The 23,184-nt window shown below is 73.0% G+C and carries 17 protein-coding genes; 4 read left to right on the top strand and 13 right to left on the bottom strand.

Annotated features, from left to right (window positions below; all coding sequences use genetic code 11):
* Positions 1-73: 73 nt before the first annotated feature.
* Genes aroB through WMF31_RS14300 form a run of 4 tightly spaced genes read right to left on the bottom strand, consistent with a single transcriptional unit; the run spans position 74 to position 5,232 of the window.
* On the bottom strand, positions 74-1,684 hold the full coding sequence (gene aroB / locus WMF31_RS14315; protein WP_436602474.1) for a 3-dehydroquinate synthase: 1,611 nt from the start codon (positions 1,682-1,684) through the stop codon (positions 74-76).
* Positions 1,685-1,689: 5 nt separating this feature from the next.
* Positions 1,690-2,874, bottom strand: coding sequence for a chorismate synthase (gene aroC / locus WMF31_RS14310; protein ID WP_436602473.1), 1,185 nt, complete (start codon positions 2,872-2,874; stop codon positions 1,690-1,692).
* A 52-nt stretch (positions 2,875-2,926) separates the two neighbouring features.
* On the bottom strand, positions 2,927-3,823 hold the full coding sequence (gene murI, locus WMF31_RS14305; protein ID WP_436602472.1) for a glutamate racemase: 897 nt from the start codon (positions 3,821-3,823) through the stop codon (positions 2,927-2,929).
* The gene (locus tag WMF31_RS14300; protein ID WP_129349637.1) at positions 3,820-5,232 is read right to left on the bottom strand and encodes a homoserine dehydrogenase; all 1,413 of its coding nucleotides are present in this window, start codon (positions 5,230-5,232) and stop codon (positions 3,820-3,822) included. The genes murI and WMF31_RS14300 overlap by 4 nt, the downstream gene beginning before the upstream one ends.
* 56 nt (positions 5,233-5,288) lie before the next feature.
* Here WMF31_RS14300 and WMF31_RS14295 point away from each other — a divergent pair, with 56 nt between their 5' ends.
* A complete protein-coding gene (locus tag WMF31_RS14295; protein ID WP_436602471.1) occupies positions 5,289-7,214 on the top strand; it encodes a type VI secretion system contractile sheath domain-containing protein in 1,926 nt (641 codons plus the stop codon).
* Positions 7,215-7,421: 207 nt separating this feature from the next.
* Here WMF31_RS14295 and WMF31_RS14290 read toward each other — a convergent pair whose 3' ends face one another.
* The 9 genes from WMF31_RS14290 to WMF31_RS14250 form a co-directional block, all read right to left on the bottom strand.
* Positions 7,422-7,970 carry a hypothetical protein gene (locus tag WMF31_RS14290; RefSeq protein WP_436602470.1) on the bottom strand — a complete coding sequence of 183 codons (549 nt, stop codon included), beginning with the start codon at positions 7,968-7,970 and terminating at the stop codon, positions 7,422-7,424.
* The gene (locus WMF31_RS14285; protein WP_436602469.1) at positions 7,960-8,502 is read right to left on the bottom strand and encodes an RNA polymerase sigma factor; all 543 of its coding nucleotides are present in this window, start codon (positions 8,500-8,502) and stop codon (positions 7,960-7,962) included. The genes WMF31_RS14290 and WMF31_RS14285 overlap by 11 nt, the downstream gene beginning before the upstream one ends.
* 12 nt (positions 8,503-8,514) lie before the next feature.
* Positions 8,515-8,646, bottom strand: coding sequence for a hypothetical protein (locus WMF31_RS14280; RefSeq protein ID WP_275938628.1), 132 nt, complete (start codon positions 8,644-8,646; stop codon positions 8,515-8,517).
* Between the two features lie 255 nt (positions 8,647-8,901).
* Complete coding sequence (locus WMF31_RS14275) at positions 8,902-10,458, bottom strand: GH1 family beta-glucosidase (RefSeq protein ID WP_436602468.1); 1,557 nt, start codon at positions 10,456-10,458, stop codon at positions 8,902-8,904.
* A gap of 327 nt (positions 10,459-10,785) precedes the next feature.
* Complete coding sequence (locus WMF31_RS14270) at positions 10,786-11,622, bottom strand: hypothetical protein (protein WP_436602467.1); 837 nt, start codon at positions 11,620-11,622, stop codon at positions 10,786-10,788.
* Entirely contained in the window at positions 11,619-12,644 is a 1,026-nt protein-coding gene (locus tag WMF31_RS14265; RefSeq protein ID WP_436602466.1) for an AAA family ATPase, read from the bottom strand. Before WMF31_RS14265 ends, WMF31_RS14270 begins: the two co-directional genes overlap by 4 nt.
* Positions 12,645-12,885: 241 nt before the next feature.
* Positions 12,886-14,415, bottom strand: a complete 1,530-nt coding sequence (locus WMF31_RS14260; protein WP_436602465.1) for a right-handed parallel beta-helix repeat-containing protein — start codon at positions 14,413-14,415, stop codon at positions 12,886-12,888.
* Between the two features lie 384 nt (positions 14,416-14,799).
* Positions 14,800-16,821 (bottom strand): lipoxygenase family protein, encoded by a 2,022-nt coding sequence (locus WMF31_RS14255; protein WP_436602464.1) that lies wholly within the window; start codon positions 16,819-16,821, stop codon positions 14,800-14,802.
* Between the two features lie 231 nt (positions 16,822-17,052).
* A complete protein-coding gene (locus tag WMF31_RS14250; RefSeq protein WP_436602463.1) occupies positions 17,053-17,652 on the bottom strand; it encodes a ferritin-like domain-containing protein in 600 nt (199 codons plus the stop codon).
* Positions 17,653-18,111: 459 nt separating this feature from the next.
* Between WMF31_RS14250 and WMF31_RS14245 the strand changes: the two genes are divergently transcribed.
* The 3 genes from WMF31_RS14245 to WMF31_RS14235 all read left to right on the top strand — a co-directional run bounded on the left by WMF31_RS14245 (position 18,112) and on the right by WMF31_RS14235 (position 23,065).
* Positions 18,112-19,248, top strand: coding sequence for a hypothetical protein (locus WMF31_RS14245; protein ID WP_436602462.1), 1,137 nt, complete (start codon positions 18,112-18,114; stop codon positions 19,246-19,248).
* A gap of 407 nt (positions 19,249-19,655) precedes the next feature.
* Positions 19,656-20,825: a glycoside hydrolase family 19 protein gene (locus WMF31_RS14240; protein ID WP_436602461.1), complete on the top strand. Its 1,170-nt coding sequence runs from the start codon at positions 19,656-19,658 to the stop codon at positions 20,823-20,825.
* Between the two features lie 329 nt (positions 20,826-21,154).
* A complete protein-coding gene (locus tag WMF31_RS14235; protein ID WP_436602460.1) occupies positions 21,155-23,065 on the top strand; it encodes a kelch repeat-containing protein in 1,911 nt (636 codons plus the stop codon).
* The last annotated feature ends 119 nt before the right edge of the window (positions 23,066-23,184 follow it).

Here is a 23,184-nt window from a genome sequence, read left to right as displayed (position 1 = left end):
CCGGGCTCGCCGGCGATGCGCGCCGGTCTCCGGAGCTGCTCGGCAGGAAGACGGGGGGGCGACGCGGGGAAGCTCAGGCCGCGCCGGTCGCGGCGCGCTCCAGCAGCGACGCGAGGCGGTCGAGCGGCATCGGCTCCACGAACGTGCTGCCGATGTCGCGCATCAGCACCGCCCGGACCGACGAGCCGCGGCGCTTCTTGTCGAGCGACAGGTAGCGCAGGGCGGCCGAGACCGGCTCGTCCTCGATCCGCGTGGGCAGCCCGAGCCGGGCGAGCAGGCGCACCACCCGGTCCGCCGCGGCGCGGTCGGTCACGCCGAGCGCACAGCCGACCCGCAGCATCGCCACCATGCCGAGCGACACCGCCTCGCCGTGCGCCAGCCGGACGAACCCCCCCTCCGCCTCGAGCGCGTGCCCGAGCGTGTGGCCGAGGTTCAGCAGGGCGCGGTCGCCCGCCTCGCGCTCGTCGCGGGCGACGATGGCCGCCTTCACGGCGATCGAGCGGCGGATGATCTCGGCGAGCAGGCCGGGGTCGCGCGCGAGGACGCGGTCCGCCTCGCGCTCCAGCAGCGCGTGCAGCTCCGGGTCGCCGATGCAGGCCGACTTGACCACCTCGGCGAGCCCGCTCCGGAAGGCCCGATCGGTCTCGGTCGTGAGCGCCGACGGGCTCGCGACGACCGCGGACGGCTGGTGAAACGTGCCGACCGCGTTCTTCGCGAGGCCGAGGTCGACCCCGGTCTTGCCGCCGACCGAGGCGTCGACCATCGAGAGGAGCGTCGTCGGCGCCGCGATCCAGCGGACGCCGCGCAGGAGCGTGGACGCGGCGAAGCCGCCGATGTCGGTCACCACGCCGCCGCCGTGCGCGAGCACCACCGCGTCGCGATCGGCCCCCGCGTCGATCATCGCCGTGAGCGCCGCCTCGACCGCCGAGAGCCGCTTGTGCTCCTCGCCGGGCCGGAGCACCGTCACCGCGGCGGCCGGCTTGCCCCGCGCGGCGAGCGCGGCGAGCAGCGGCCCGCCCCAGAGCCGGCTCACGTTCTCGTCCGTCACCACGAAGACCGACGACGGCGCGAGCGACGCCACCGCGTCGGCCGCGGACGCCGCCCCGTCGGACGCGATGCGCACCGCGTAGCTCTTGTCGCCGAGCGGGACGAACAGCGGGCGATCGGCGTAGGCGCGCAGGACCCGGGCGGCGACCTCCTCCGGCGCCACGCCGTCCGTCACCACGCGGGCGTGGGCCTCCGCGTAGACCGGGGCGCGCGCGGCCAGGAGCTCGCGGATGCGCGCCTCCCGGTCGGGCGCGCCGTCGAGCAGCGGGCGGGCGCCCGACGGCGTGCGGGCGGCGATCGTGCGCGGGGTCGCGCTGAGCGCCACGACGCAGCCGCGCAGGAGCGCCTCGCCGCGGAGCGCGGGGTCGACCAGCGCGCCGCCGCCGAGGGCGATGACCCGCGGCCCCGGCGTCGCGAGGAGCCTGCGCAGGAGCGCCGCCTCGAGCGCGCGGAAGCCGGCCTCCCCGCGCGAGGCGAAGAGCGACGGGACGCTCTCGCCGGCCTCCGCCGCGATGGCCTCGTCGAGGTCGATGAACGGGAGGCCCGCGCGCGCCGCGGCGACGCGGCCCACGGTGGACTTGCCGGCCCCCATGAAGCCGGTGAGCAGGAGCGGAGGGGCGTCGGGGAGGATGTCCATGGCCTTCAGTAAGAGCGGACCTGCTGGAGGTAGCCGTCGAGGTTGCGCTGGAGCTCGGGGAGGCTGTCGCCGCCCAGCTTCTCGAGCAGGGCGCCGGCGAGCGTGATCGCCACCATCGCCTCGCCCACGACCGAGGCGGCCGCGACGGCGCAGATGTCGCTCCGCTCGAACGCCGCGTCGAACTGCTCCTTGGTCCGCACGTCGACCGACGGGAGCGCGCGCTTCAGCGTGGCGATGGGCTTCATGGCGGCCCGGCAGACGAGCGGCATGCCGTTCGTGATGCCACCCTCGAGGCCGCCCGCGCGGTTCGACGGCCGGGTGAACGCGTGCGCCCCGTCGTCGTACGCGATCGGATCGTGCACCGCGGAGCCCGGGACGCGCGCGGCCTCGAAGCCGATGCCGATCTCGACGCCCTTGATCGCCTGGATGCTCATCAGCGCCTGCGCGAGCCGGCCGTCGAGCTTGCGGTCCCACTGCACGTGGCTGCCGAGGCCGGGCGGCAGCCCGGTGGCGATCACCTCGAAGACGCCGCCGAGCGTGTCCCCCCGGTGCGAGGCCTCGTGGATCGCCTCGCGCATCGCCTGCGCGGCCGCGTCGTCGACGCACGCGAGATCGGAGGCGCGGGCGCGGGCGCGGAGGTCGGCGAGCGACAGCTCGCTCCCGGCCGAGGCCGCGGAGACGGGCGACTTCACCGCGCCGATCGAGAGCACGTGGGCGAACACCTCGACGCCGACCGCGCGGAGGAGCTTGCGGCAGACGGCGCCCACGGCGACGCGCGCCGCGGTCTCGCGCGCGCTCGCCCGCTCGAGCACGTCGCGCAGGTCCTTCCGGCCGTACTTCAGGCCGCCGGCCAGGTCCGCGTGCCCCGGGCGCGGGCGGGTCAGCGCCTCGGGCGTCTCGGGGAACGGCTCGGGGCCCATGCGGCCGGCCCAGCTCGCATGATCGCGGTTCTCGATCACCATGGCGATGGGGCCGCCGAGCGTCTCGCCGCCGCGCACGCCGGCGACGAGCCGGACGCGATCGGTCTCGATCTTCATCCGCCCGCCGCGCCCGTATCCGCGCTGGCGCCGCGCCAGATCCTCGTCGACGTCCGCCGCGAGGAGCGGCATGCCCGCCGGGATCCCCTCGACGGTCGCCACGAGCTCCGGGCCGTGCGACTCGCCGGCCGAAAGCCACCTGAGCTGCGTCATCGTGTGGAAAACCTCCTCTGCGCCCGGATCTCCGGGCCAAGACAGATGCCTCTTACAGGTCGATCTGCTCCACGTCGATGGCGTTGAGCGGGGAGCGGCCTGCGCCGTCCTGTCCGTCCTGTCCGGCTTGGGTCGAGGAGCGGTCCTCGCCGCCCAGCACCGGCTCCCCCAGGAACCGGGCCGCCACCGCGGCGAAGCTCTTCGGCAGGTCGGTGACCAGCAACGAGAGCCCGCCCGGCGCGCCGCGGGACGTCGCGAGCCCGCGCTCGGCAAGGAACGCCGCCGCGTCGTCCGCGGTCGCCGAGGCGCTGTCCACGATCGGGACGGGGCCGCCCGCGAGCGCCGCGGCCTCGGCCTCGATCGGGGCGCGGAGAAGCGGGAAATGGGTGCAACCGAGCACGATCGAGCGGGCGCCCGCGTGGATGAGCGGCTCCAGGTAGCGCCGCGCGACGAGCCGGGGGACCTCCCCCTCGACCCAGCCCTCCTCCGCCAGCGAGACGAGCAGCGGGGCCGCCTGCCCGGCGACCTCGGTGCGGGTGCTGAGCGACGCCACGGCGCGCGGGTACGCGCCCGACGCGATCGTCCCGGCCGTCCCGAGCACGCCGATCGTGGCGCCGCGCGACGCGGCGACGGCGGCGCGCGCGCCGGGCAGGATCACCCCGAGGACGGGCAGATCGAGCTCGACCCGGAGCATGTCGATCGCGACGGCGCTCACCGTGTTGCACGCGACGACGATCGCCTTGACGCCGCGCCGGATCAGCACGCGCGCGCAGCCGAGCGCGTAGCGGACCACCGTCTCCGGCGAGCGCGTGCCGTACGGGACGCGCGCCGTGTCGCCGAGATACACGATGTCCTCCGCCGGGCAGCGCCGGCGCAGCGCGCGCACGACGGTGAGCCCGCCGAGCCCCGAGTCGAACACGCCGAGCGGCGCGTCGCGGGCACCCGTCACGTCGCCTCGATGCGGAACAGGCGCACCGGCTCGCGGAGGAAGTGCTCGCGCGCGATCGCGTCGAGCGCGTTGCGCACGAGCCCCTCCTGCGCGTCGTGCGTGATGAGCACCACGTCGGCCGCCGGCTCGCGCGCGGTCCGGCCGCCCGCGGGCGCCGCGCCCTGTCCCTCGCGGGCGGGCTCCTGCTGCACGATCTGCTCGATGCTGACGCCGGCGTCCCCGAGCGCGCCGGCGAGGCGGCCCATGACGCCCGGGCGGTCCTCGACCACGAAGCGCAGGTAGTAGCGCGAGACGATCTCGCCGAGCGGGCGCACCGGCCGCGGCTTGATCGACATGCCGCGGCCCTGCATGCCGGCGACGCCCGAGGCGATCGAGCGCGCGACGTCGAGGATGTCGGAGACGACGCTGACCGCCGTCGGCAGATCGCCGGCGCCGCGGCCATAGACGAGCGCCGGCCCCACGGCGCGCCCCTCGAGGAGCACGGCGTTCAGCACGCCGGAGACGTTGGCGAGCACGCTCTGCTTCGGGATCAGCGTCGGGTGCACGCGCAGCTCGATGGAGCCGCCGAGATCGCGGCCGATCGCGAGGTGCTTGATGGTGTAGCCGAAGCGGTCGGCGTAGCGGTGGTCGGCCTCCTCGATGTTGCGGATGCCGGACGTGTGCACGCTCTCGCTGTCGACCTGCGCCCCGAAGGCGAGCATCGCGAGCACGATCAGCTTGTGCGCGGCGTCGTGGCCGTCGACGTCGAGCGTCGGGTCGGCCTCGGCGTAGCCGAGCTGCTGCGCCTCGCGCAGCGCGGCGTCGAACGACGCGCCCGTGTCGCGCATGCGCGTGAGGATGTAGTTGCAGGTGCCGTTCAGGATCGCGGTGACCGACGCGACCCAGTCGCTCGCGAGCGCGTCGCGCAGCGTCCGGATGATCGGGATGCCGCCGCCGACCGCGCCCTCGAACGCGAGGTCGACCTGACGCGCCGCGGCGCGCGCGAGGAGCGCGGGGCCGTGGGCGGCGAGCAGGAGCTTGTTCGCGGTGACGACGCCCTTGCCCTGGTCGATGGCGCGCTCGATCAGGGCGCGCGCGGGCGTCTCGCCGCCCATCACCTCGACGACGAGATCGATCGCGGGGTCGTCGACCACCTCCTCCGGCCGCGTGGTGAGCAGGCTGCGATCCAGGGCGGAGACGCGCTCCTTCTCCAGGTCGCGCACGACGACGCGCTTGACCACGAGGGGCACGCCGGCGCGCTCGGCCAGGTAGCCGGCGTTCTCGGCGAGGAGGCGGAGGACGCCGCCGCCGACCGTCCCGCAGCCGAGGAGGCCGATCTGGATCGGGGCACCACCGCGCAGGCGCTTGCGATCGCTCCCGGCGTGGGGTTCGGGGTTGAAGTTCAAGGGCGAGCCGCCTTCGGTCTTCATGCGCGCGGAGCTTAGCGCTTCTCGCGCCGCGGCGTGACGCCTATGCTGCGCGGCCCATGGCGGAAACGATCAAGGGCGTCTTGGGCGGGGAATTCAGGTTCCATGTGGGCGAGGACGGGGGCCCCGCGGAGCGGGGGCCGCTGCTCCCGCTCCGCGTGCTGGTGGTCGCCGATCTGATCCCGCGCGATCCGCACAACGCCGGGGCGAGCCCGCCGGCGGGCGCGATCCGGGTCGACGCGGGCCGGCTCGACGACCTGTTCGCGACGCTCCGGCCGCGGATCGCCGTCGAGGTGCCGAGCGTGCTCGCGGCGGGCCGGGCGGCGCGGGTCGATCTCGCGCCCGCCAGCCTGAAGAGCTTCCGGCCCGACGCGCTCTGCGCCGAGGTGCCGCTCCTGCGCTCCTTGCTCGACGGGCGGCGGGTCCTCGACCGGCTGCGCGACGGCTCGGCCACGGTGGAGCAGGCGCGGACCGAGCTCGATCGGCTCTGGGGCGGCTCCCCGCTCGTGCGCGACATCCTCGGGTTGCTCCCGGAGCGCGGGGGCCCCGCGCCCGCCCGGCCCGCCGCGCCCGCGGCCGAGCGGCCCGCCGCGCCGGCGCCCGCGGGGGGCAGCGACGTGGACGCGCTGCTCGCGATGGTCGATCTCGGCGGAGGCGACGGCGGGGGCGATGACCCGGCGCCGGCGGCGGCCCAGGGGAGCGCCCGCGAGGGAGCCGCGGAGGGGGGGCGGTTCTCGGAGATCCTCTCGGCCGTGGTGGCGAGCGCGGGCCAGCCCGCCCGCCCCGCCGAGGCGATCGCGCAGATCGAGCGCGCGATCGGCGCGCAGCTCGGCGCGATCCTGCAGCACCCGGAGGTGCGGCGGCTCGAGGAGGCGTGGCGCGGGCTGAGCCTGCTCGTCGACCGCGCGAAGGCGGCGGAGGGCGTCCGGATCGAGGTCGTCTGCGCGCGGCCGGACGAGGCGGCCGGCGCGCTCGCTCGGGCGCTCGCGCGGACGGCGACCACCGAGCCGCCCGCGTCGGTCGCGATCGTGGACGTCGCGATCGACGGCAGCGCCGCCGCCCTCGCACGCCTCGAGGAGATCGCGCGCGTTGCCGAGGCGCACGCGCTCCCGGCCGTGGTGAACGGCGCACCGGGGCTGCTCGGCGTCGACGATCTCCGCGGCGTCGATCGGCTCGACAACAAGGCCGCGCTGTTCCGGGCGCCGCACCGGGCGCCGTGGCGCGCCGCCGCGGCGCGGCCGTGCGCGCGCTGGGTCGCGATCGCCATGAACCGCGCGCTGGCCCGGCCGCCGTACGACCGGTCCACCTCGCGCATCCGGGAGGCGGCGATCGTCGAGCACCCGGGCGACGAGGGCGGCCGCGTCTGGATCGCGCCGGCGTACGTCGTCGGCGCGCTGATCGCGGCGAGCTTCCGCGAGACGGGGTGGCCCTGCCGCATCGCCGGCGGCAAGAGCGGCGGGGTGCTCGGGGATCTGCCGGTGCACGAGGTGAAGGGCGCGTACGAGGGGGACGAGGGCGTCGCGATCCCGACCGAGGCGTTCGTGTCCACGGACACGCAGCGCGAGCTCTCGAAGAGCGGCGTGCTCCTGCTCGCCTCGGCCCCGAACAGCGACGCGGTGTACGTCCTGAGCGCGCCGACGGCCTACGTCCCCCCGGAGAAGCTCACGTACGACAGCCCGACCGCCGAGCCCGAGCCGCGCTTCGATCGGGTCTCGCTCGGCGACCAGCTCTTCGTCGCGCGCGTCGTCCAGTTCCTGCGCGCGCTCTGCGCGAAGCTGCCCGCCGGCAGCGATCCGGCGGAGGTCCAGCCGGTGATCGAGGGGGCGCTGTGGGCCTTGTTCGAGGACGCGCCGCCCGCCAGCATCGAGCTCGCGGTCAAGGCCGGGCACGGCGAGGGCGGGGCGCAGGTCGCCGTCACGGTGCGCCCGCGCCGCTTCCTCGGGGTCGGGCTCGACGAGGTGTCGCTCGAGCTGCCGCTCGGCTGAGCGCGCCGGCCGCGGCCCGGGGCCGCGGCGCCGAGGAGAGCGATTGACGCGGCCCGGCTACACGAAGAGGATGCCGGGCATGCGGATCCACGTCGCGATCCTCATCGCTGTCCTGGCCACCCTGGTGACGACCTGCGAGCGGCCGGCCCCGCAGGCGCCGACGTCGGGCTGCAGCTGCCGCAAGAAGTAGACCGCCTTCCGCCCCCCTCACGCGCTGCTGCGCGCCGGGCGGAGCGCGAGCGGCGCGGTGCCGGCGAGCAGCCCCGCGGCGAGGGCGAGCACGCCGCCGAAGCCGACGCAGGCGCAGCCGAGCGCGCCGGTCAGGGCGGCGACGCCGCACGCCGAGGCCCACGAGGCCCCGAGCCGGTCCGACCGGCGCAGCGCGCCGGCGAGCAGCGCGCCGGCGGCGACCCCGCCCGCGAGGCAGGCCGGGACGCAGATCGACACGCACCCCTCCGGCGTGCACAGGTGGCCGTAGACGCGCGCCGCGTGCGCCGCGGCGAACGGCAAGAGCCCCGCCGCGACGCCCGGGAGCACGCCCTGCCCGAGCTGCCGCCCTCGCCAGGAGAGCAGCGCCGCGGCGGCGTACAGCGCGACGCCGATGAGCGCGGTGGTGAGCGGGCGGTCGCTCATCAACGTGGCCACGAGCCCCACCGCCAGGGTCGGGGCCGCTGTCCACGCCGCGTGGCGCGCCCTGCCGCGCTCGTAGGCGCGGCGGGCCTGCTCCTTCAGGCCGGTGAGCGCCTCAGGTTCCATAAATCCTCCTCCACGCCTCCCTGAGGCGGGCAAATGCGCGCTCGCGGCGCTTGCGGAACGCCGCGCCCGACACCGAGGGGTCGCCCCCGCTCTCCAGCACGGTCGCGCTCAGCGTCGCGCGGTCCGCCTCGGAGAGCGTGCCGAGCACCTCGCGCGCCGCGTCCTCCAGGTCCCGGGCGATCGCCTCGTCTTCCGGGGTGGGGGCGTCGGCCGCGACCGACCCGGCGTGCTCGTCCGGCGCTTCCCTGGACCGGGATCGCCGCCGCCGCACGGTGCGGCACTCCCACGCCGCGATGGCGAGCGCCCAGGTGAGCGCGTCCGCCTCGGGCTCGAAGGTGCTGGCGCGGTCGAAGACCTTGAGGAGCGCCTGCTGCGCGGCGTCCTCCGCGTCCGGTCCGTCCCGGAGCATGCGGAGGCAGAACGCGCCGATCGCGGGCCAGAGGGCCGCATAGACCGGCTCGAACGCCGCCCGATCGCCGTCGGCGAGGCGTCGCATCGACTCGTTGAGCCGCGATCGGGCGTGTGGTTGCAAGAAGCCGGATCCTCAGCCGCAGGGGCAGTCCGGGCAGGGGCAATCCGCGCAGGGGCAGCCGCTCGCGAGCTGCGTCCCCGCATAGGCCGCCGTGGGGATTCCGAGGACGGCCGCGATCAGGGTCACCTTGAGCCAACGACGCATGGGAGGTCTCCTTCCGGTTCTGGCCGGGGGTTCTCGCCGGCCTTCCTCCGCTCTAGGCGCGGGCGAGGGGGATCGTGACACCGGCGCGATCGAAAATCCGGCCCGTCCTCACCGGGAGGTGCGGCCCTCCGGGGGCTCACCTCCGGGGGGCCTCGAGAGGACGACGACGGGTGTCGCCGGATGGGCTGGAGTCCCCGGAGAACCGGGGTGTGGCGCGGGCGTGCCCTGGACGAGGGCACGTCCGCGCCGCCGGGATCAGCCGGTCACGTTGTCCCAGGCGATCTGGGTCGGTCCCAGGAGCGATCGGCCGTTGGTCGCGACGACCTGCTTGTACCAGGAGAACGAGTCCTTCGGGATCCGGCGCTGGGTCTTGTAGTCGACGTAGACGAGCCCGAAGCGATCCTTGTAGCCCTCGGCCCACTCGAAGTTGTCGAGGAGCGACCAGGCCCAGTACCCGAGCACCGGGACGCCCTCCTTGACCGCGCGCGAGAGGCCGAGCAGGTAGCGGTGCATGAAGTCGATGCGCTGGGGGTCGTGCACCTTGCCGTCGAGGAACACCTGGTCCCGGGTCGCGGTGCCGTTCTCGGTGATGCCGATGGGCAGCTTGTAGCGCTCCCAGAAGTACCTCGCGCCCCAGTACAGGGTGCTGGGCACCACCGCCAGCCAGTCGAGGCTCCCGCGCGGGTAGCCGGCCGGGAGGGTGAGGCGCTCGGGCTTGCCGTCCTGGCCGCGCCGCCACGTGCCGGCCGAGTACATGTTGAGGCCGAGGAAGTCGAGCGGCCGCTGGATCTCCTCGAAGTCCCTGGCGGCGAACGCGGGCACGTCGCCGCCGAAGAGCTCGAGGCCGCTCTCCGGATACCGCCCCTCGAGCACCGGGCCGATCCACCACGCGTTGTTCCAGGGGTGCCGCTCGTACACCGAGAAGATCGCCTCGCGCGCCGCCTCGACGTCCGCCGGGTCCTCGGTGGCCGGGCGCTGGACCTGGGTCGCGAGCACGTAGCCGATCTTGGCGGCCTTGACGGCGGCGCGCAGGGCGTCGACCTGCTTGCCGTGGGCCCGCATCGCGTTGTGGGCGGCGGTCAGGTACTCGGGGTACGGGAGCTTGAGCCCCGGGGCGAAGTGGCCCTCGAGGAGCGCGTTGCCGATGAAGGCCTGCGGCTCGTTCTGCGTCACCCAGAAGGGCACGCGGTCGCCGAGCCGCCGGGCCACGACGGTCGTGTAATCCGCGAACCACCCGGCGACGTCGCGCTGGAGGAACCCGCCGCGATCCTGGAGCGCCTGGGGAAAGTCCCAGTGGAACAGCGTGCACATGGGCACGATGCCGAGGCGGAGCAGCTCGTCGACGAGCCGGTCGTAGAAGTCGAGCCCCTTCGGGTTGACCTGGCCCGTGCCCTCCGGGATGACCCGCGTCCACGAGACGCTGAAGCGGTAGCTCTTGACCCCGAGCTCCGCGAGCAGGCCGAGATCCTCCTTGTACCGGTGGTAGTGATCGCACGCGACATCGCCCGTGTGCCCCTCGAAGACCGCGCCGGGCTTCTTCGAGAACACGTCCCACACGGAGGGGCCGCGGCCATCCTCGCTGGCGGCGCCCTCGATCTGGTAGGCCGCGGTGGCCGTGCCCCAGAGGAAGCCCTCGGGGAACGGCGCGGCCGTCGCGGCGCCGGGGGCACCGCTCTCCGAGGCGGCCTGCGGCGACGACGGGCCGGCGGCGGGCGCGGTGCGCGCGGGCGGGGCCGCCGCGGCCCCGGGCGCGGCCGGGGCGGACGAGGCGGGGTCTCGGGGAAGCGATGAGGAAGAAGAAGGATCGGACATGGATGCATCATCCACGACCGCCCGGCGACATCAAGGGGTCGCCCGCCCCCGGCGGCCTGGCGACGGAGTTCTTGCGAGGCGCCCTGAGGTGGTGGGCCTGCGCACAGGAGGTGTTCCTCCGCACTGGAGAGAGCGCGGCGGTCACCCGCACAGGAGACGGGCCCAGATCGGCGTTTTCGGCGCGCAGGGCACGAAAGGACGCTGAGCGCCGTCCCGCCGAACCTCACCCCGATGGCGTCGCCGATGCCTCGCAGACCGTGCCGCGCCCGCTCGCCATCGCGCCGCGGCACAAGTCGCAGCTGTCCGGCTGGTGATCGTGCGCCGACCTCAGTGACCGATGCGCCGCCGGATCGCGGTTCGTAGCTCTCGGATCTCCTGCGGCACCCGGTTCAGCGCGCGCTGGGCTCTGGCGATCTCCTGGACGAACGTGAGCCGGCATTGAGGATCTTGTGGGCGCCTTCTGGTCCAGATCCTCGTCGTGAGGTCGCGGAGGAGCTCCTTCCCGGAGAACTCTTGCCGCCAGGCGCCGGTGGTCAGCATCGCGCGGTAGCTGGCCTCGTGCTGCGTGAGCTTCGTCGTGATCGCGGCCGCATTACCCCAGCTTGGCTGCAGCGTGGGCAGGACCCGCGCCCACCACGGGCTCCCGGTGATGGCGGCCTCAGCATCCACCTGCGATCTCACGCGCTCCCTCCGCGGATGCTCGAGAAATTCCCCCACCACCGCGTCGCGGATCTCGGTGATCGTACGGCGGCAGCTCATCCACCAGGTGAGCGGCGCCGCCAGCTTCCCGAGCTCCTGTTCGATCTGCGCGGCGTCGAGGCCCGAGGTGTTGACCTCGCAGGCGGCGATGGCATCGGGGTCGAGGAGAAAATTCTCGATCTCGACCACATCCGTCGTCAAGACCACCACCGTATCCTCGTTCCATCGTGTCCGGTTGGAGGTGCCGAAGTCTCGATCTCGAAAGCCGAACACGTGCGTATTATAGTCGTTCCGCGCCGCGTTCACGACGGCGTGGAGGTGCCCGTGACCACCGGCGACGAGGACCTTGATGAGCAGCTCGCCTTCCCATGCCGTCTGGAGATAGGTGCGCGTCTCCTCGTCCTCGACCCAGAGATAGGCCGGAAAACTCCGGTAAAGGCCCGTCACGTCCGACGACGGCTTCACGACGCCTCTTGCGTGTGCGGAAGCGGCTGCGTTTCACGCCATGCCCGCGAGCGCGGATCCGTATCCGGCACGAGGAGGAAGCGCGCGTAGCTGGCCGTCTGATCCCAGACCGCATCCGCGTGCGACGCGACGAGGAGCTGCACGTCCGGCGCGAGCGCGCGGAGGGCCGGGAGGATCGTCGCCTGCCACTGCGGATGCAGGTGCAACTCTGGCTCGTCGATGACGACCAGGCCGCCCTTCCAGTCGTTGAGGATCACCCAGCCCGCGAAAGAGAGGAGCTCGATCTCGCCCGAGCTGATCTGGTCGATGGAGCAGATCCTCCTCCCGTCCGCGGTCAACACGAAGAGATCGGCGAGCAGCTCCTCGTCCTCGGGAGCGACGATCTGGGCGTCGATGCGGGTGCCGTCGTCCCCGTGGAAGCGGCTCCATGCATCGTTGAGCCGCTGGAGCCACGCATCTGCCTTTCCGCGCCCCGGCAAGGTCCCGTTGTACCCTCCCCGCGCGCGCTCGTCATTGATCCGTTGCTTGAGCCGCCAGAGGCGGTTGGTCTCGTTGTCGGTGGGACGCCCGCCGCGACCGACGAGGGGCTTGATCGGGCCCACGAGCTCCGGCGCGCGCCACGAGGAGAAGTACTCGACGGACAGGGATTGCAGCCACTGGGGAGGAATCGGCTCCTCCCTGCCGTCCGGCAGACGGTGAACGTGCTTGTCCGCCGTACGGATCCAGGTGGTCGGGCGCGCGTCGTCGATGGCGACATCGAGCTCGATGATGGCACCTTCGGGCACAGCGACGCGCCAGTGCTCCTCTCTGCGGGAGCGCTCGAGGTCACGCACGATGAGCGAGCCCATTCCCAGGCCGAGGAGCACCGCCTCGATGACGCTGGTCTTCCCGCACCCGTTGGGCCCGGCAAACACCGCCTGCTGGGCTGAGCTCCCCCGCGGCGTGGTCAGGTCCACCTCCAGCGCTTCCTGGATGCGCCGGAATTTCTCGACCCGGATCCGGAAAATCTTCGGTGTGTGCAAGGGGACCTCCTCCGCTGGCGCGTAGCGCGGGACGCTAGCACGAACGACGCGGCACTCGAAGGACGGGGCGGGCGCCACGACCGAGACGGCGTCTGCGCCCGAGTCGGGCAAGACGCCGCCGGACGCGCGTCGGACGTCACGGGCAGGGGCCTCTACGTCCTCCGCCGGGTCGCGCGCGGCCCTGTCGCGCAGGGCCACGCGCGTGGTTCGAGCTTCCTCTGGGAGCAGGCGCGCCGCCCGGCTAGAGCCCGAATGCGCCGATCGTGAGCGCTGGACCGTCGTTGCGCGCGCCGGCCTGCTGGTGCGGCACGTACTGGTGCTCGACCGCGGGCAGGCCGTCGAGCGACGCGCCGGCGCCGAGGAGCGGCGCGCCCGCCGCCGGGGTGAAATCGAGGTCCGCCGCCGACACGAACGGCGGGTCGACGCCGATGATCGAGCCCTCCAGGCCGTCCACCCGCCCGACCACCTTCGCCCCCGGGACGGGATCGAGCGCCACCCACCCCTCCATGATCCAGTTCCCGGCGAGGGTGATGATCCCCGCGGCCACCTCGTCTCGGTCTCCGAGGAAGGTGATCGCGCGCAGCTCGGTCGGCTCCCGGCTGCTGGCGAACACGTTGTTCCGCGCGTCGATCCGCTCGTCGTTGGTCGAGGCCTCGAACACCTCGGAGCGCTGGTAATCCTCGTACGTGTCGTTCCTGACGAACACCGTGTTGGAGAAGAAGTGGAGCGTGCCTTTCCTGTAATATTCGGTCTCCCCGCTGTCCCCGCCGTAGTGGATCAGGGAGGGGCCGTAGCCGTTGCGCAGGAGCACGTTGCCGTAGATGAACGTCTCGTGGAACGACGGCAGCGCGACCAAGTCGGTCGCCTCCTGCGCGTCCACGAGGTCGACCAGGTGGGCGCCGTCCTCGATCCAGTTGTACCGGATCACGACGCCGGCCGAGCGCTCCTTGATGTTGTTGCCGTTGCCGTTGCGCGTCGGGCCGAAGCGGTTGAACTGGTAGACGACGTTCGATGCCTCGTTGTAGACGTTGTGCTGGTTGTCGCCCGTCAGGTCGCCGTTGTCGTGGATGTAGTTGGACTCGATGAGCACGTTCGTGGTGAGGAGCTCCCGGCCGCCCGTGCCGACGAAGAGGCCATTGGCGTTCTCGCGCACCTCGCAGGCGCGGATCGTCACGTGGTCGCCGCGCTCCACGAAGATGCCGGCCGCGTTGCGCGCGTAGGGCACCACCTCCCCCGCCCTGTCGGTGAAGCGGAACGGGGGCGACGCGTTCCTGATCTCGAGCCCTTCGATCGTGATGTGGCTGGGCGCGAGCTCGTACGGGTCGTCGTGCTTGTGCCCGACGATCACGAGCCCCCTGGGCTGGTGGCCGTCGAACGGGAAATCGAGCTCGGGCCGGGTGGTGGCGTCCTCGCCGTCGATCACCGGCAGCTCGCCGCCCGGGCCCGGAACGCCGCAGATCCGGATCGGCTGTTCCGCGGTCCCCTGCCCTCCGATCATGATCTTCTCGTGGTACCCGTCGGGGCGCCAGAAGATGCGCACCGTGTCGCCGGCGACGAGCGACTCGAGCGGCACGTCGCCGATCGCCTCGAACTCCTTGCCGGGGCCGACCTGATAGTCCTTGCCGCTCCCGACGTGCGTGCAGTCGATGTGAACGGGAGGGATGTTGACGACGGGCGGCGGCCGGGTCCTGGCGCCCCCCGTCGTAGCGCCGTCCCTCGTCGTTCCACCGATCTCGCCGGTGCAGCCGGCAGCAAAGAGCAAACCCGTCATGCAGGCCTGAAGTCTCAAGATGTGCCTCCTCATCGCTGGGAAGTATTGATGTAATTGTTCGCGCAGAGCGCACGCGCCCCGCGCGGTGTACCAAGATGACACGGCTGAGGCCGTTGTCATCTGTCCGGAGGTCGCATTCGTCGCGGGGCCTGTGCCCCGGGGTGCCGGCGCACGCCGGACGGACGTAATGCGACGCCCGAGAGCCGCTCCTGGGCGGCAGAGGGATCGATACGGGGCGGAAGCGGCGGGGATGGCGGGGCCGTCGTGGCGGAGGGGCGTTGGCCGGGGCGGGCCACCGCTGGGGCCAGGCGACGCCCCGCCACGGCGATCTCCGATCTCGGACTCCCTGGGCGGAGACTCGCCGGGGAAACGGCGAAACCCGCGTCAGATGTTGATGCTCTGCGGGATCTGGGACGGGAGCAGGAAGACGTACGGATTGCGCTGGAGGTTGCGCTTGCCGATCGTCGCCTCGATCTCGATCAGCGCGCGCTGGAACGCCTCGAGGGGCTCGCGCACCCGCGGATCGGTGAAGTACGCGCCCGGGATGTTCCGGTCGTAGTCGCCGAGCCGCGAATAATACACTCCGCCGAGGAGCATCATCACGTTGATCTGGAGGAGCGCCTGCTGCAGGGGTGGCAGGTGCCTATAGATCTCCGAGGAGGGCAGGCCCTCGGCGACGCTCGGCGCCGGCGCGTAGGCCGCGAGCGGGTACGCCGGGGTGAAGCTCATGATGGACCTCTGCGGGAAGTTCACGGCCGCATGCTGGGCGCTGGCGGTGAAGATCACGTGCGTCAAGAGCGTCGCCAGGTAGCCCACGGTGCGGAGCGCGCCGTCCTCGCCGATGTCCTTCAGGCCGCCGCCCGACGGGGACGAGAGCTCGGCGAACCAGCCCTGCAGCTCGTAGTCGCCCTGCACGTCCGCGTCGCTCGTGTAATAGAGGGCGAGGTACCGCGACACCCACGGATGAATCGCTCCCCAGAGGAGGAGCGCGTCGTCGCGGTAGGGATAGCTCGGGAGCGCGCCCGGGTCGTCGACGCCGCGGCTCGCGAGCGCCGCCGGGAGGAACTGCTGATTGACCCTGTAGCCCAGCACGGAGTCGACCGCGAGCTGGACCGACGAGGCGATCGTCCCGGCGAGCAGGTTGTCCACCGGGCCCCCCGGGGCGACCAGGTCGGCCTCCGCGGCGTCGTTGATCGCCAGGGTGCCCTGGAGGTGCGGCGTGAGCAGCACGTTCACCGGGTGCTCGGGCGCGAGCTGCCGCGGCGTGGCCATCGCGAACGCCTCGATGACGAGGTGAGTCTGCCCGAGGTGGGAGATCATCTCGTGGTAGTTCCCGTCGGCGACCTCCACGTGGAGCTTGGCCACCTCCCACGCCACCCCGTCCGAGGGGGTGAAGATCGGGCTCGCCGCGCCGGGCGCCTGCGCGCACTGGATGGCCACCGGACGGAGCAGGCGGCTCGGTGCGCCCGCGGCGGGCACCGCGAAGAGCGCGAGCGGCGCCTCGACGTACTTCTGCTGGTCCGGGGCGGACCCAGGCACGAGCCGCGAGAGCGCCGCGTAGTCGGCCAGGTAAAGGCGCCCCTCCTCGCCCGCCCGCGCCAGCGTGTCGTCGTCGCCCATCACCGCTCGATACTGGGCGTCGGTCACGGGGAAGCGCGCGCCGGGCGAGGCGACGCGCCGGATCACGAGCGGGTTCGGCCCCGCCACACGCATCCAGGCGAACGACGCGTCGTCCTGGTAGACGCTCGCGATCTCCGGCAGGCGGAACGTCTGGAACTCCGAGGCGTAAGCGTACACGCTGGTCGCGGCCCCGTACATCCCGACCCGATCGAGCAGGAGCTTCCCCGCGGCGCTCAGGAGGATCTCCAGGAGCTTTCGGAGGAGATCGCCCGCCTTCCCCACGGAATGCGCCTTGTCGCCGGGGACCAGGCCTGTCGCGCGGTCCTCCGCCGCCCGGACGATCGTCTCCGCGACACCCTCGAACAGCGCCACGGCCGGCCGGCCCGGGGGCGGCGCGGGGGCGCGCTCGGGCTCGGCGTGGAGCGGCGTCAGCAACGAGGAGAGCTCCCGGTGACATTGCTTCAGATCGAGGAAGACGCCGAGCAGCGTGTCGCGCGTGTCCGTGTCCAGCGCGGCGCCTTCGGCGGCGCGAAGCGAGCCATCAGGACCGACGAGCTTGGACGCCCTGGCCACCACGTTGCCGACGAGATCGAGCACCACGAGCACCGCCGATCCCACCAGGATGGGGGCAAAGCCACTTCCGCTCGGAACGCTCCGGGCTACCCCGAGGGGGGCCAGGCGGGTGTCGTGGTCATAGACATAGGCCTTCTGGGCCTGAGCGAGCTCGCTCTTGCGCTGCTGCTGCTCCGCGGGCGGGTCCTTCTGCGGCAGAGAGGGGTACCTCATGGCGCCTCGATGGTGGAGGTTTGTCGGAACTGCGAGGGACGCCCACGCTACGCCGGGTCCCCATGCCAGGCAACCCTGCTCTCGGCCGGATCGGGCACGCCGGCGCTCGAGGCGAGATCCAGGCGATAACCTCGCTCCTCGCGCCACACGCAATGAGGATCCACCACAGATCCACGCAGGGCACACAGGATGTCTCGGGGACGTTCCTCCGGAGGCCCGGCGCGCGGGAGCTCAGGTGGGCGCGGCGGGCCTGTCGGACGCGCTCGCCGAGCGGCGCCACGCGGCGGCCGCGTCGAGGCCGTGCTCGCCGAAGCGAGGCACGTAGGCGCGCTCGAGGATCTCGCCATAACGGGCCACCGGCATCAGGCCCCAGGCGCGGTCGTCGTCCGGGATCGCCGCGCGCTTCGCGCCGGCAGGGGGCATGTAGCTCCCGCGCAGCCGCGCGAACATGGCGTGGAGCTCGCGATCGAGCATCCGCCGCACCGCCGGCGCGCACGGCAGCTCGAGCAGGGAGCGGAGCAGCGTCCAGCCGAAGTCGCGGTGCCGCACCTCGTCGCGCAGGATGCGGTCGAGCGCCCGGCGCGCGACAGGGACGGTGCACCCCTCGCGGAGCACCTTGAAGAGCGGGACCGCGACCGTCTCTCCGAGACAGAACACCTCGACGCCGGCCCGGGCGACCGCCAATTCGAGCGGCTCGTCGCCGCGGCCCTTGAGGCCGAGCGTCTCGCGGCGCAGCGCCGGCAAGGCCCCGCCGCCCGCGCGGGCGTGGACGCGATGGCTCAGCCGCGCGTGCGCGAGCTCGTCCTTCAGCGCGCGTTGCGGTCGGACCAAGCAATCGAAGTGCCACGCCGATCGGCAGGCGGTGGCCGGCGGGGTCGCCGGGCCGATGCAGCTCGGCGCGTAGGCGCGCGCCCGCGGCGAGCGACGATCGAGCGTGCCCCGTATGCAGGCGGCAGCATACCACGCCGGCGGGTGATCTCGCGGTGGTGCGGAGCGGGCAGCAGGCGCGAACCCACCGCCGAGATCGCCGCCCCGCCGTCACGCCGTCACGCCGTCACGCCGTCACGCCGTCACGCCGTCACGCCGTCACGCCGGAGCCAGGGCTTCATTCGAGATCGATCGTTCACCACGGAAGCTCGCGGCAGGGGCGAGAACGCATCTCCGGCGCGAGCATTGACTCGCTGGAGACCCCAGCTACCATGGCGGTCGCGCAGCGAGCGGGCGAGCGGGCGCGCATCCGTCATCAGCGCGCGAGCCTTGCTGTCGAGCGGCGCAGCAGCGGAGTTGACCATGAAGAAGATCCTTCGATGGGCGCGGGCGATCGCGGCGTCGGTGCTCCTCTGCGCCGTCGCGGCACCGGCCGAAGCGCAGGTGCTGGGTCCGGCGCCCGAGGAATGCACCGACAAGGTCCTTCCGAGCGGCGCGCGCATCCGCCTCTGCATCCCCCGTCGCGGATGGAACGGCGACCTCCTCGTGTGGCTGCACGGGTATGTCTCCGTCTTCCAGCCCCTCGATCTCTACAGCTTCCCGTTTCCCGAGGGGTTCCACCCGCAGAACGCCGCGTTGCGCCGCGGGTTCGCCTTCGCGGCGACGAGCTATCGGCGGAACGGGCTCGCGATCCTCCCGGGGGTCGACGACGTCCGCGAGCTCGTCGAGGCGTTCCGCGAGGAGGCGACTCCGGCTCACACGTACCTGTTCGGTGTCTCCGAGGGTGGGCTCATCACGACGCTCTCCATCGAGCGGTATCCGGAGCTGTACAGCGGCGGGCTCTCCATGTGCGGCCCCATCGGCAGCTTCAGGGGGCAGCTCAACTACTTCGGAGATTTCCGGGCGCTCTTCGATTACTTCTTTCCCGGCCTGCTCCCCGGCAGCGCGATCGAGGCTCCTCCGGAGCTCATCACCAACTGGTCCACCGTCTACCGGCCCCGGATGCGGGCCGCCATCGCCGCGAACCCCGACGCGGCCAGGCAGCTCGTCCGCACGGCGAAGGCGGCCTTCGATCCCGAGGATCCAGGGACCCTCGCGACGACGATCGTCAACGTGCTCCAGTTCAACGTCTTCGCCACCAACGACGCGATCGAGCAGCTCGGCGGGAACCCCTATGACAACCGCGGGCGCTTCTACGTCGGCTCGGACAACGATCTCAGGCTCAACCTGCGGGTCGCGCGCTTCGCCGCCTCGCCGGAGGCGCTCAGCAACGTCGCCCTGCACGAGACCACCGGCGATGTCTCGCTCCCGCTCGTGACGCTGCACACCACCCTGGACGAGATCGTCCCTTCCTGGCATCAGCCGCTCCACCTGCTCAAGGTCGACACCTCGGGCCGCGGCGTCGTGATTCCTTTCCCGGTCCACCGCTACGGCCACTGCGAGCTGACCAACGAGGAGATCCTGGGCTCGCTGGGGCTCCTCGTCGCGCTGGGCCGCTGAGGGCGCGTCGGGCCGGATCGATCGACGCGCGGCGCGCCTCGCCCGGCAAGCGCGTCGAGCCGAGCGGCGCGACCTCGCCGCCGGCACCACCGTCACGCGTGACCGATCCCACGGCCGGGCCGTCGGCCTTCGCGGCCACCATCGACGATCCGCGGGATCGCCGGAGGGCGATCCGCAGGATCGCCGGAGGGGGCGATCGGGTGGATCGCCCCCTCCGGCGCGATCGCTGCGCGCGCCGCGGTCATCGCTGCGCGGAGGCCAAGAACGGCGCTCCTTGAAGGCAGCCGGCCACGCGGCCCGCTCCTTGCGATGCGGCCAATCGAACCTCGCGACCGGCAACGCTGCGCCGAGACGGCCGGCGGGGCTGCATGCGAGACCACACCACCGCACAGCAAAGGAGCGCTGTCATGTCGCACCAGCTCGGCATCATCCCTGGTTCATTCCTGTCCCTGGCCTTCATCGCCGCAGCCGTGAGCGCGAGCGGGTGTCTCGCGGAGACCTCGCTCGACGAGGAGGGCTTCGACGGCCACGAAGCGGCCATGTGCTCGAGCGCGCCGGGCTGGGCCGAGGGCGTCGCGTACACGATCGGATCGGTCGTGAGCCACGGCGGCAAGTCCTACTCGTGCAGACAGAGCCACACGAGCCTCGCAGGCTGGACGCCCGCCGCCGTGCCCGCGCTGTGGCAGGAGACGGGGACCTGCTCCGGCTCGAGCACCAGCAGCTCCAGCTCAGGCGGCAACGGCAGCGGCAGCGGGTGTAGCTACCCCGCGTGGCAGCAGGGCAAGAATTACCGCACGGGCGACATCGTGCTCTTCAACGGGTCTGCCTATGTCGCCGAGCACGATAACCCCGGCTATGACCCGACGATCAGCACATGGTTCTGGGACCCCCACGCCGGCTGCGGCGGCGGTGGAAGTGGGAATGGAAGTGGAGGTGGAGGCGGTGGTGGCGGCAGCGGGTTCGGGGCGATCCTGAGCGAGTCGGTGTTCAACACCATGTTCCCCGCCCGCAACCCGTTCTACACGTACCAGGCCCTGATCGCCGCGGCATCGACCTTCCCCGGGCTCGCCACCACGGGCGACGCCGACACCCGCAAGCGGGAGGTCGCGGCCTTCCTCGCCAACGTCTCGCACGAGACCGGCGGCCTCGTGTACGTCGAGGAGATCGCCAAGGCGCCCCTCTGCGATACCTCATGGGGTCCGCCGGGCTGCGGCTGCGCACCGGGCAAGTCGTATTACGGGCGCGGGCCGATGCAGCTCTCCTGGAACGGCAACTACTGCGCTGCCGGCAACGCGCTCGGGCTGCCCCTCCAGAGCAACCCGGACCTGCTCGCACAGGACGCGAACGCCGCGTGGCGTTCGGCCTTCTGGTTCTGGACCACGCAGACCGGCGCCGGCGCCATGACGGCGCACGACGCCATCGTCACCGGCGCCGGCTTCGGTGAGACGATCCGCACCATCAACGGAGCGCTGGAGTGCAACGGCCGCAACCCCGCCCAGGTGCAGAGTCGCGTGAACCGCTACATGCAGTTCGCCCGCCTCCTCGGCGTGAGCCCCGGGGACCACACCGGCTGCTGAGCTGCCCCGGGGCCCTGCTGGGACGCCGTGCCGCCGAGGATCACGCCCCGCGGCGGCCACCCGGCCACGGTGCTCCAGGGCCGGCCTCGGCCTCGCCGTGCGCGGGGTCCTGGTCCTCAGGACCATGAACGAGGGATGGCGTGGCTGCACCAGAAGCGCAGGGGCTCCGCGCGCGCTCGCCATTCCGCGGCCCCGTACGGCTCCGAGCTCCACGACCCCCTGGAGGTGTCCCCATGTCCCACCACGAGACTCCTCGATATCGCTCTGGCGGCGGACGCAGCGCAGCGCGTGTGCTTTCGTTCTCACCGGCCCCGCCGCGCGCCTGTGAGGTGCCTGCTCCGTATTCCGGCACGTGGAGCCCCGCGGCCTCGACCTGGATGCTCGGGCTCGCGCTGGCGTGCGCGTCGGTGATGCTGTCCGCGGGAGAGGCCTGGGCGGACGGCGCGCCGTCCTGGGAGGAGGTGCCGCCGATGATCACGCCGCGCGGCGACCACACCGCCACGGTGCTCCAGGACGGTCGGGTGCTCGTCGCCGGCGGGTACGCGACGAGCGCCTCCGGGGGGTCGCTCCTGCGGGACGTGGAGATCTACGACCCGGCGAGCAAGTCCTGGGCGCCGGCGGCGTCGCTCGGCGCCCCGCTGCCCCGCGTCGGCGCGACGGTGCTCCTGCCGAGCGGCGAGGTGCTCGCGACGGACGGCATCGCCGCGCAGCGCTACAGCCCGGCGCTCGACGAGTGGACGTCGCTGCCGCCCCTGCCCACGTCCCTCTCGCAGGGCTCGCAGCTCTCGAGTCCCTCGGCGGTGCTCCTGCCGAGCGGCAACGCGCTCGTCGTCGGCCTCGGCGGGTCATCGGCCGCGGGGTTCCACCTCGCCGGCAGCGTCTACGATCCCACGTCGTCGAGCTGGACGGCCATCCCGACGCGCGCCGACCTGGCCGTCGGCCTCGACGCCCGCGCGACGCTGCTCGACGACGGCCGTGTGCTCGTGGTGACCGGCAAGAGCGGCGCGATCTACGACCCGGGTAGCAACGCCTGGGCAGCGTCGCCGGAGCTCGGCCACAGGCAGTACCTTTATCGCGCGGTGCGGCTCGCGAGCGGCGATGTCCTCGTCGTGGGCACCGGCAATGACGAGCCGGGGAGCCCGTACGTCGTGACCGCCTCGGAGGTGTACCTCCGGGAGAGCAATCTGTGGATGACGACGGAGAGCACCTCCATCGACTGGCAGTCGGGCGACGGCCAGTCGGAGCCGGCATGCTGGGGATGGGGCACCATGGGCATCGGCGTCTCCCTGCTCCCCAGCGGTCGGGTGCTCCGGACAGGGGGCATGCGGAACTACTCCTGCGACATGCGCCCAACGCCGTGGAACCCGGACTTGCCCCTGGTCGTGAACTACGCGTGGATGCTCTTCGATCTGCCCACGAGCGTCTACGATCCAGCGAGCTTCTCCTGGGCGCCCCTGGCAGCGACGCCGCCCGTCACCATGGCGCGCGCGCACCACACCGCGACGCTGCTCGACGACGGCAGCGTGCTGATCGCCGGCGGGTACGTCGATGACCCGGCGTTCGACGGGGATCCCGAGACGGCCATCGTGCCCGCGACGGCGTCGGCCGTGCTCTTCCACGAGCTTCCGCCGCGCGGCGCGCCGTGCGCGACGGGCAGCGACTGCGCGAGCGGGTTCTGCGCCGATTCGGTCTGCTGCGACGCGGCCTGCGCCGATCCAGACCACGCGTGCGCCGTCGCCGCGGGGGCGTCGCAGGACGGCATCTGCACGCCGCTCTCGGGCGCCGGTGGCGACGGCGGCAGCGGCGGCGACGCGGGCCAGGGCGGCAGCGGCGGCGATGCGGGCCAGGGCGGCAGCGGCGGCGACGCGGGCCAGGGCGGCAGCAGCGGCGACGGCGGCAGCGGCGGCGACGCGGGCCAGGGCGGCAGCGCGACCGGCGACGGCGGCGGCGACGCCGCCACCAGCGGCACCACGGGCAGCAGCGGCAGCGCCGTGGATGGCAGCGGCGGCACAGACGCGACGAGCGCGAGCAGCGGCAGCGGCAGCGGGGGATCCGGCGCGCAGAGCGGCGCCGGGGGCGGCTCCTCCGGGGGAGAGGGAGAATCCTTCCGCTGCCACATGACGCCGGATGCCCGGAGTGCGCCCTCATGGCTCCTCCTCCTTGGCGGGCTCGCCACGCTGCGGCTCCGCCGGCGCATCCAGGTGCCGCCGGCGCGACGACCGCAGCGAACGATCCCATGAGAGCGCCGGACGGCGTTCCGGATGGACCGGAGCGTCCGGCTTCGATGTCGGCTTGCTCTCCCTGATCCGAGGGGCTCAGGCGTCGAGCTTGGAACGCACGACGGACTGGAATATCGTGG

The sequence above is a fragment of the Sorangium sp. So ce1036 genome (genome assembly GCF_051369805.1).
In the GTDB taxonomy this organism is placed as follows: Bacteria; Myxococcota_A; Polyangia; order Polyangiales; family Polyangiaceae; genus Sorangium; species Sorangium cellulosum_F.
Note: the sequence above shows the minus strand (reverse complement) of the source record. Positions and strands in the feature narration are given on the sequence as shown.

What these genes read in the sequence shown, in the direction of transcription:
- aroB (WP_436602474.1), bottom strand. Translation starts at nt 1,684, where the DNA reads ATGGACATCCTCCCCGACGCCCCTCCGCTCCTGCTCACCGGCTTCATG.
- aroC (WP_436602473.1), bottom strand. Translation starts at nt 2,874, where the DNA reads ATGACGCAGCTCAGGTGGCTTTCGGCCGGCGAGTCGCACGGCCCGGAG.
- WMF31_RS14300 (WP_129349637.1), bottom strand. Translation starts at nt 5,232, where the DNA reads ATGAAGACCGAAGGCGGCTCGCCCTTGAACTTCAACCCCGAACCCCAC.
- WMF31_RS14295 (WP_436602471.1), top strand. Translation starts at nt 5,289, where the DNA reads ATGGCGGAAACGATCAAGGGCGTCTTGGGCGGGGAATTCAGGTTCCAT.
- WMF31_RS14290 (WP_436602470.1), bottom strand. Translation starts at nt 7,970, where the DNA reads ATGGAACCTGAGGCGCTCACCGGCCTGAAGGAGCAGGCCCGCCGCGCC.
- WMF31_RS14280 (WP_275938628.1), bottom strand. Translation starts at nt 8,646, where the DNA reads ATGCGTCGTTGGCTCAAGGTGACCCTGATCGCGGCCGTCCTCGGAATC.
- WMF31_RS14275 (WP_436602468.1), bottom strand. Translation starts at nt 10,458, where the DNA reads ATGTCCGATCCTTCTTCTTCCTCATCGCTTCCCCGAGACCCCGCCTCG.
- WMF31_RS14260 (WP_436602465.1), bottom strand. Translation starts at nt 14,415, where the DNA reads ATGACGGGTTTGCTCTTTGCTGCCGGCTGCACCGGCGAGATCGGTGGA.
- WMF31_RS14255 (WP_436602464.1), bottom strand. Translation starts at nt 16,821, where the DNA reads ATGAGGTACCCCTCTCTGCCGCAGAAGGACCCGCCCGCGGAGCAGCAG.
- WMF31_RS14245 (WP_436602462.1), top strand. Translation starts at nt 18,112, where the DNA reads ATGAAGAAGATCCTTCGATGGGCGCGGGCGATCGCGGCGTCGGTGCTC.
- WMF31_RS14240 (WP_436602461.1), top strand. Translation starts at nt 19,656, where the DNA reads ATGTCGCACCAGCTCGGCATCATCCCTGGTTCATTCCTGTCCCTGGCC.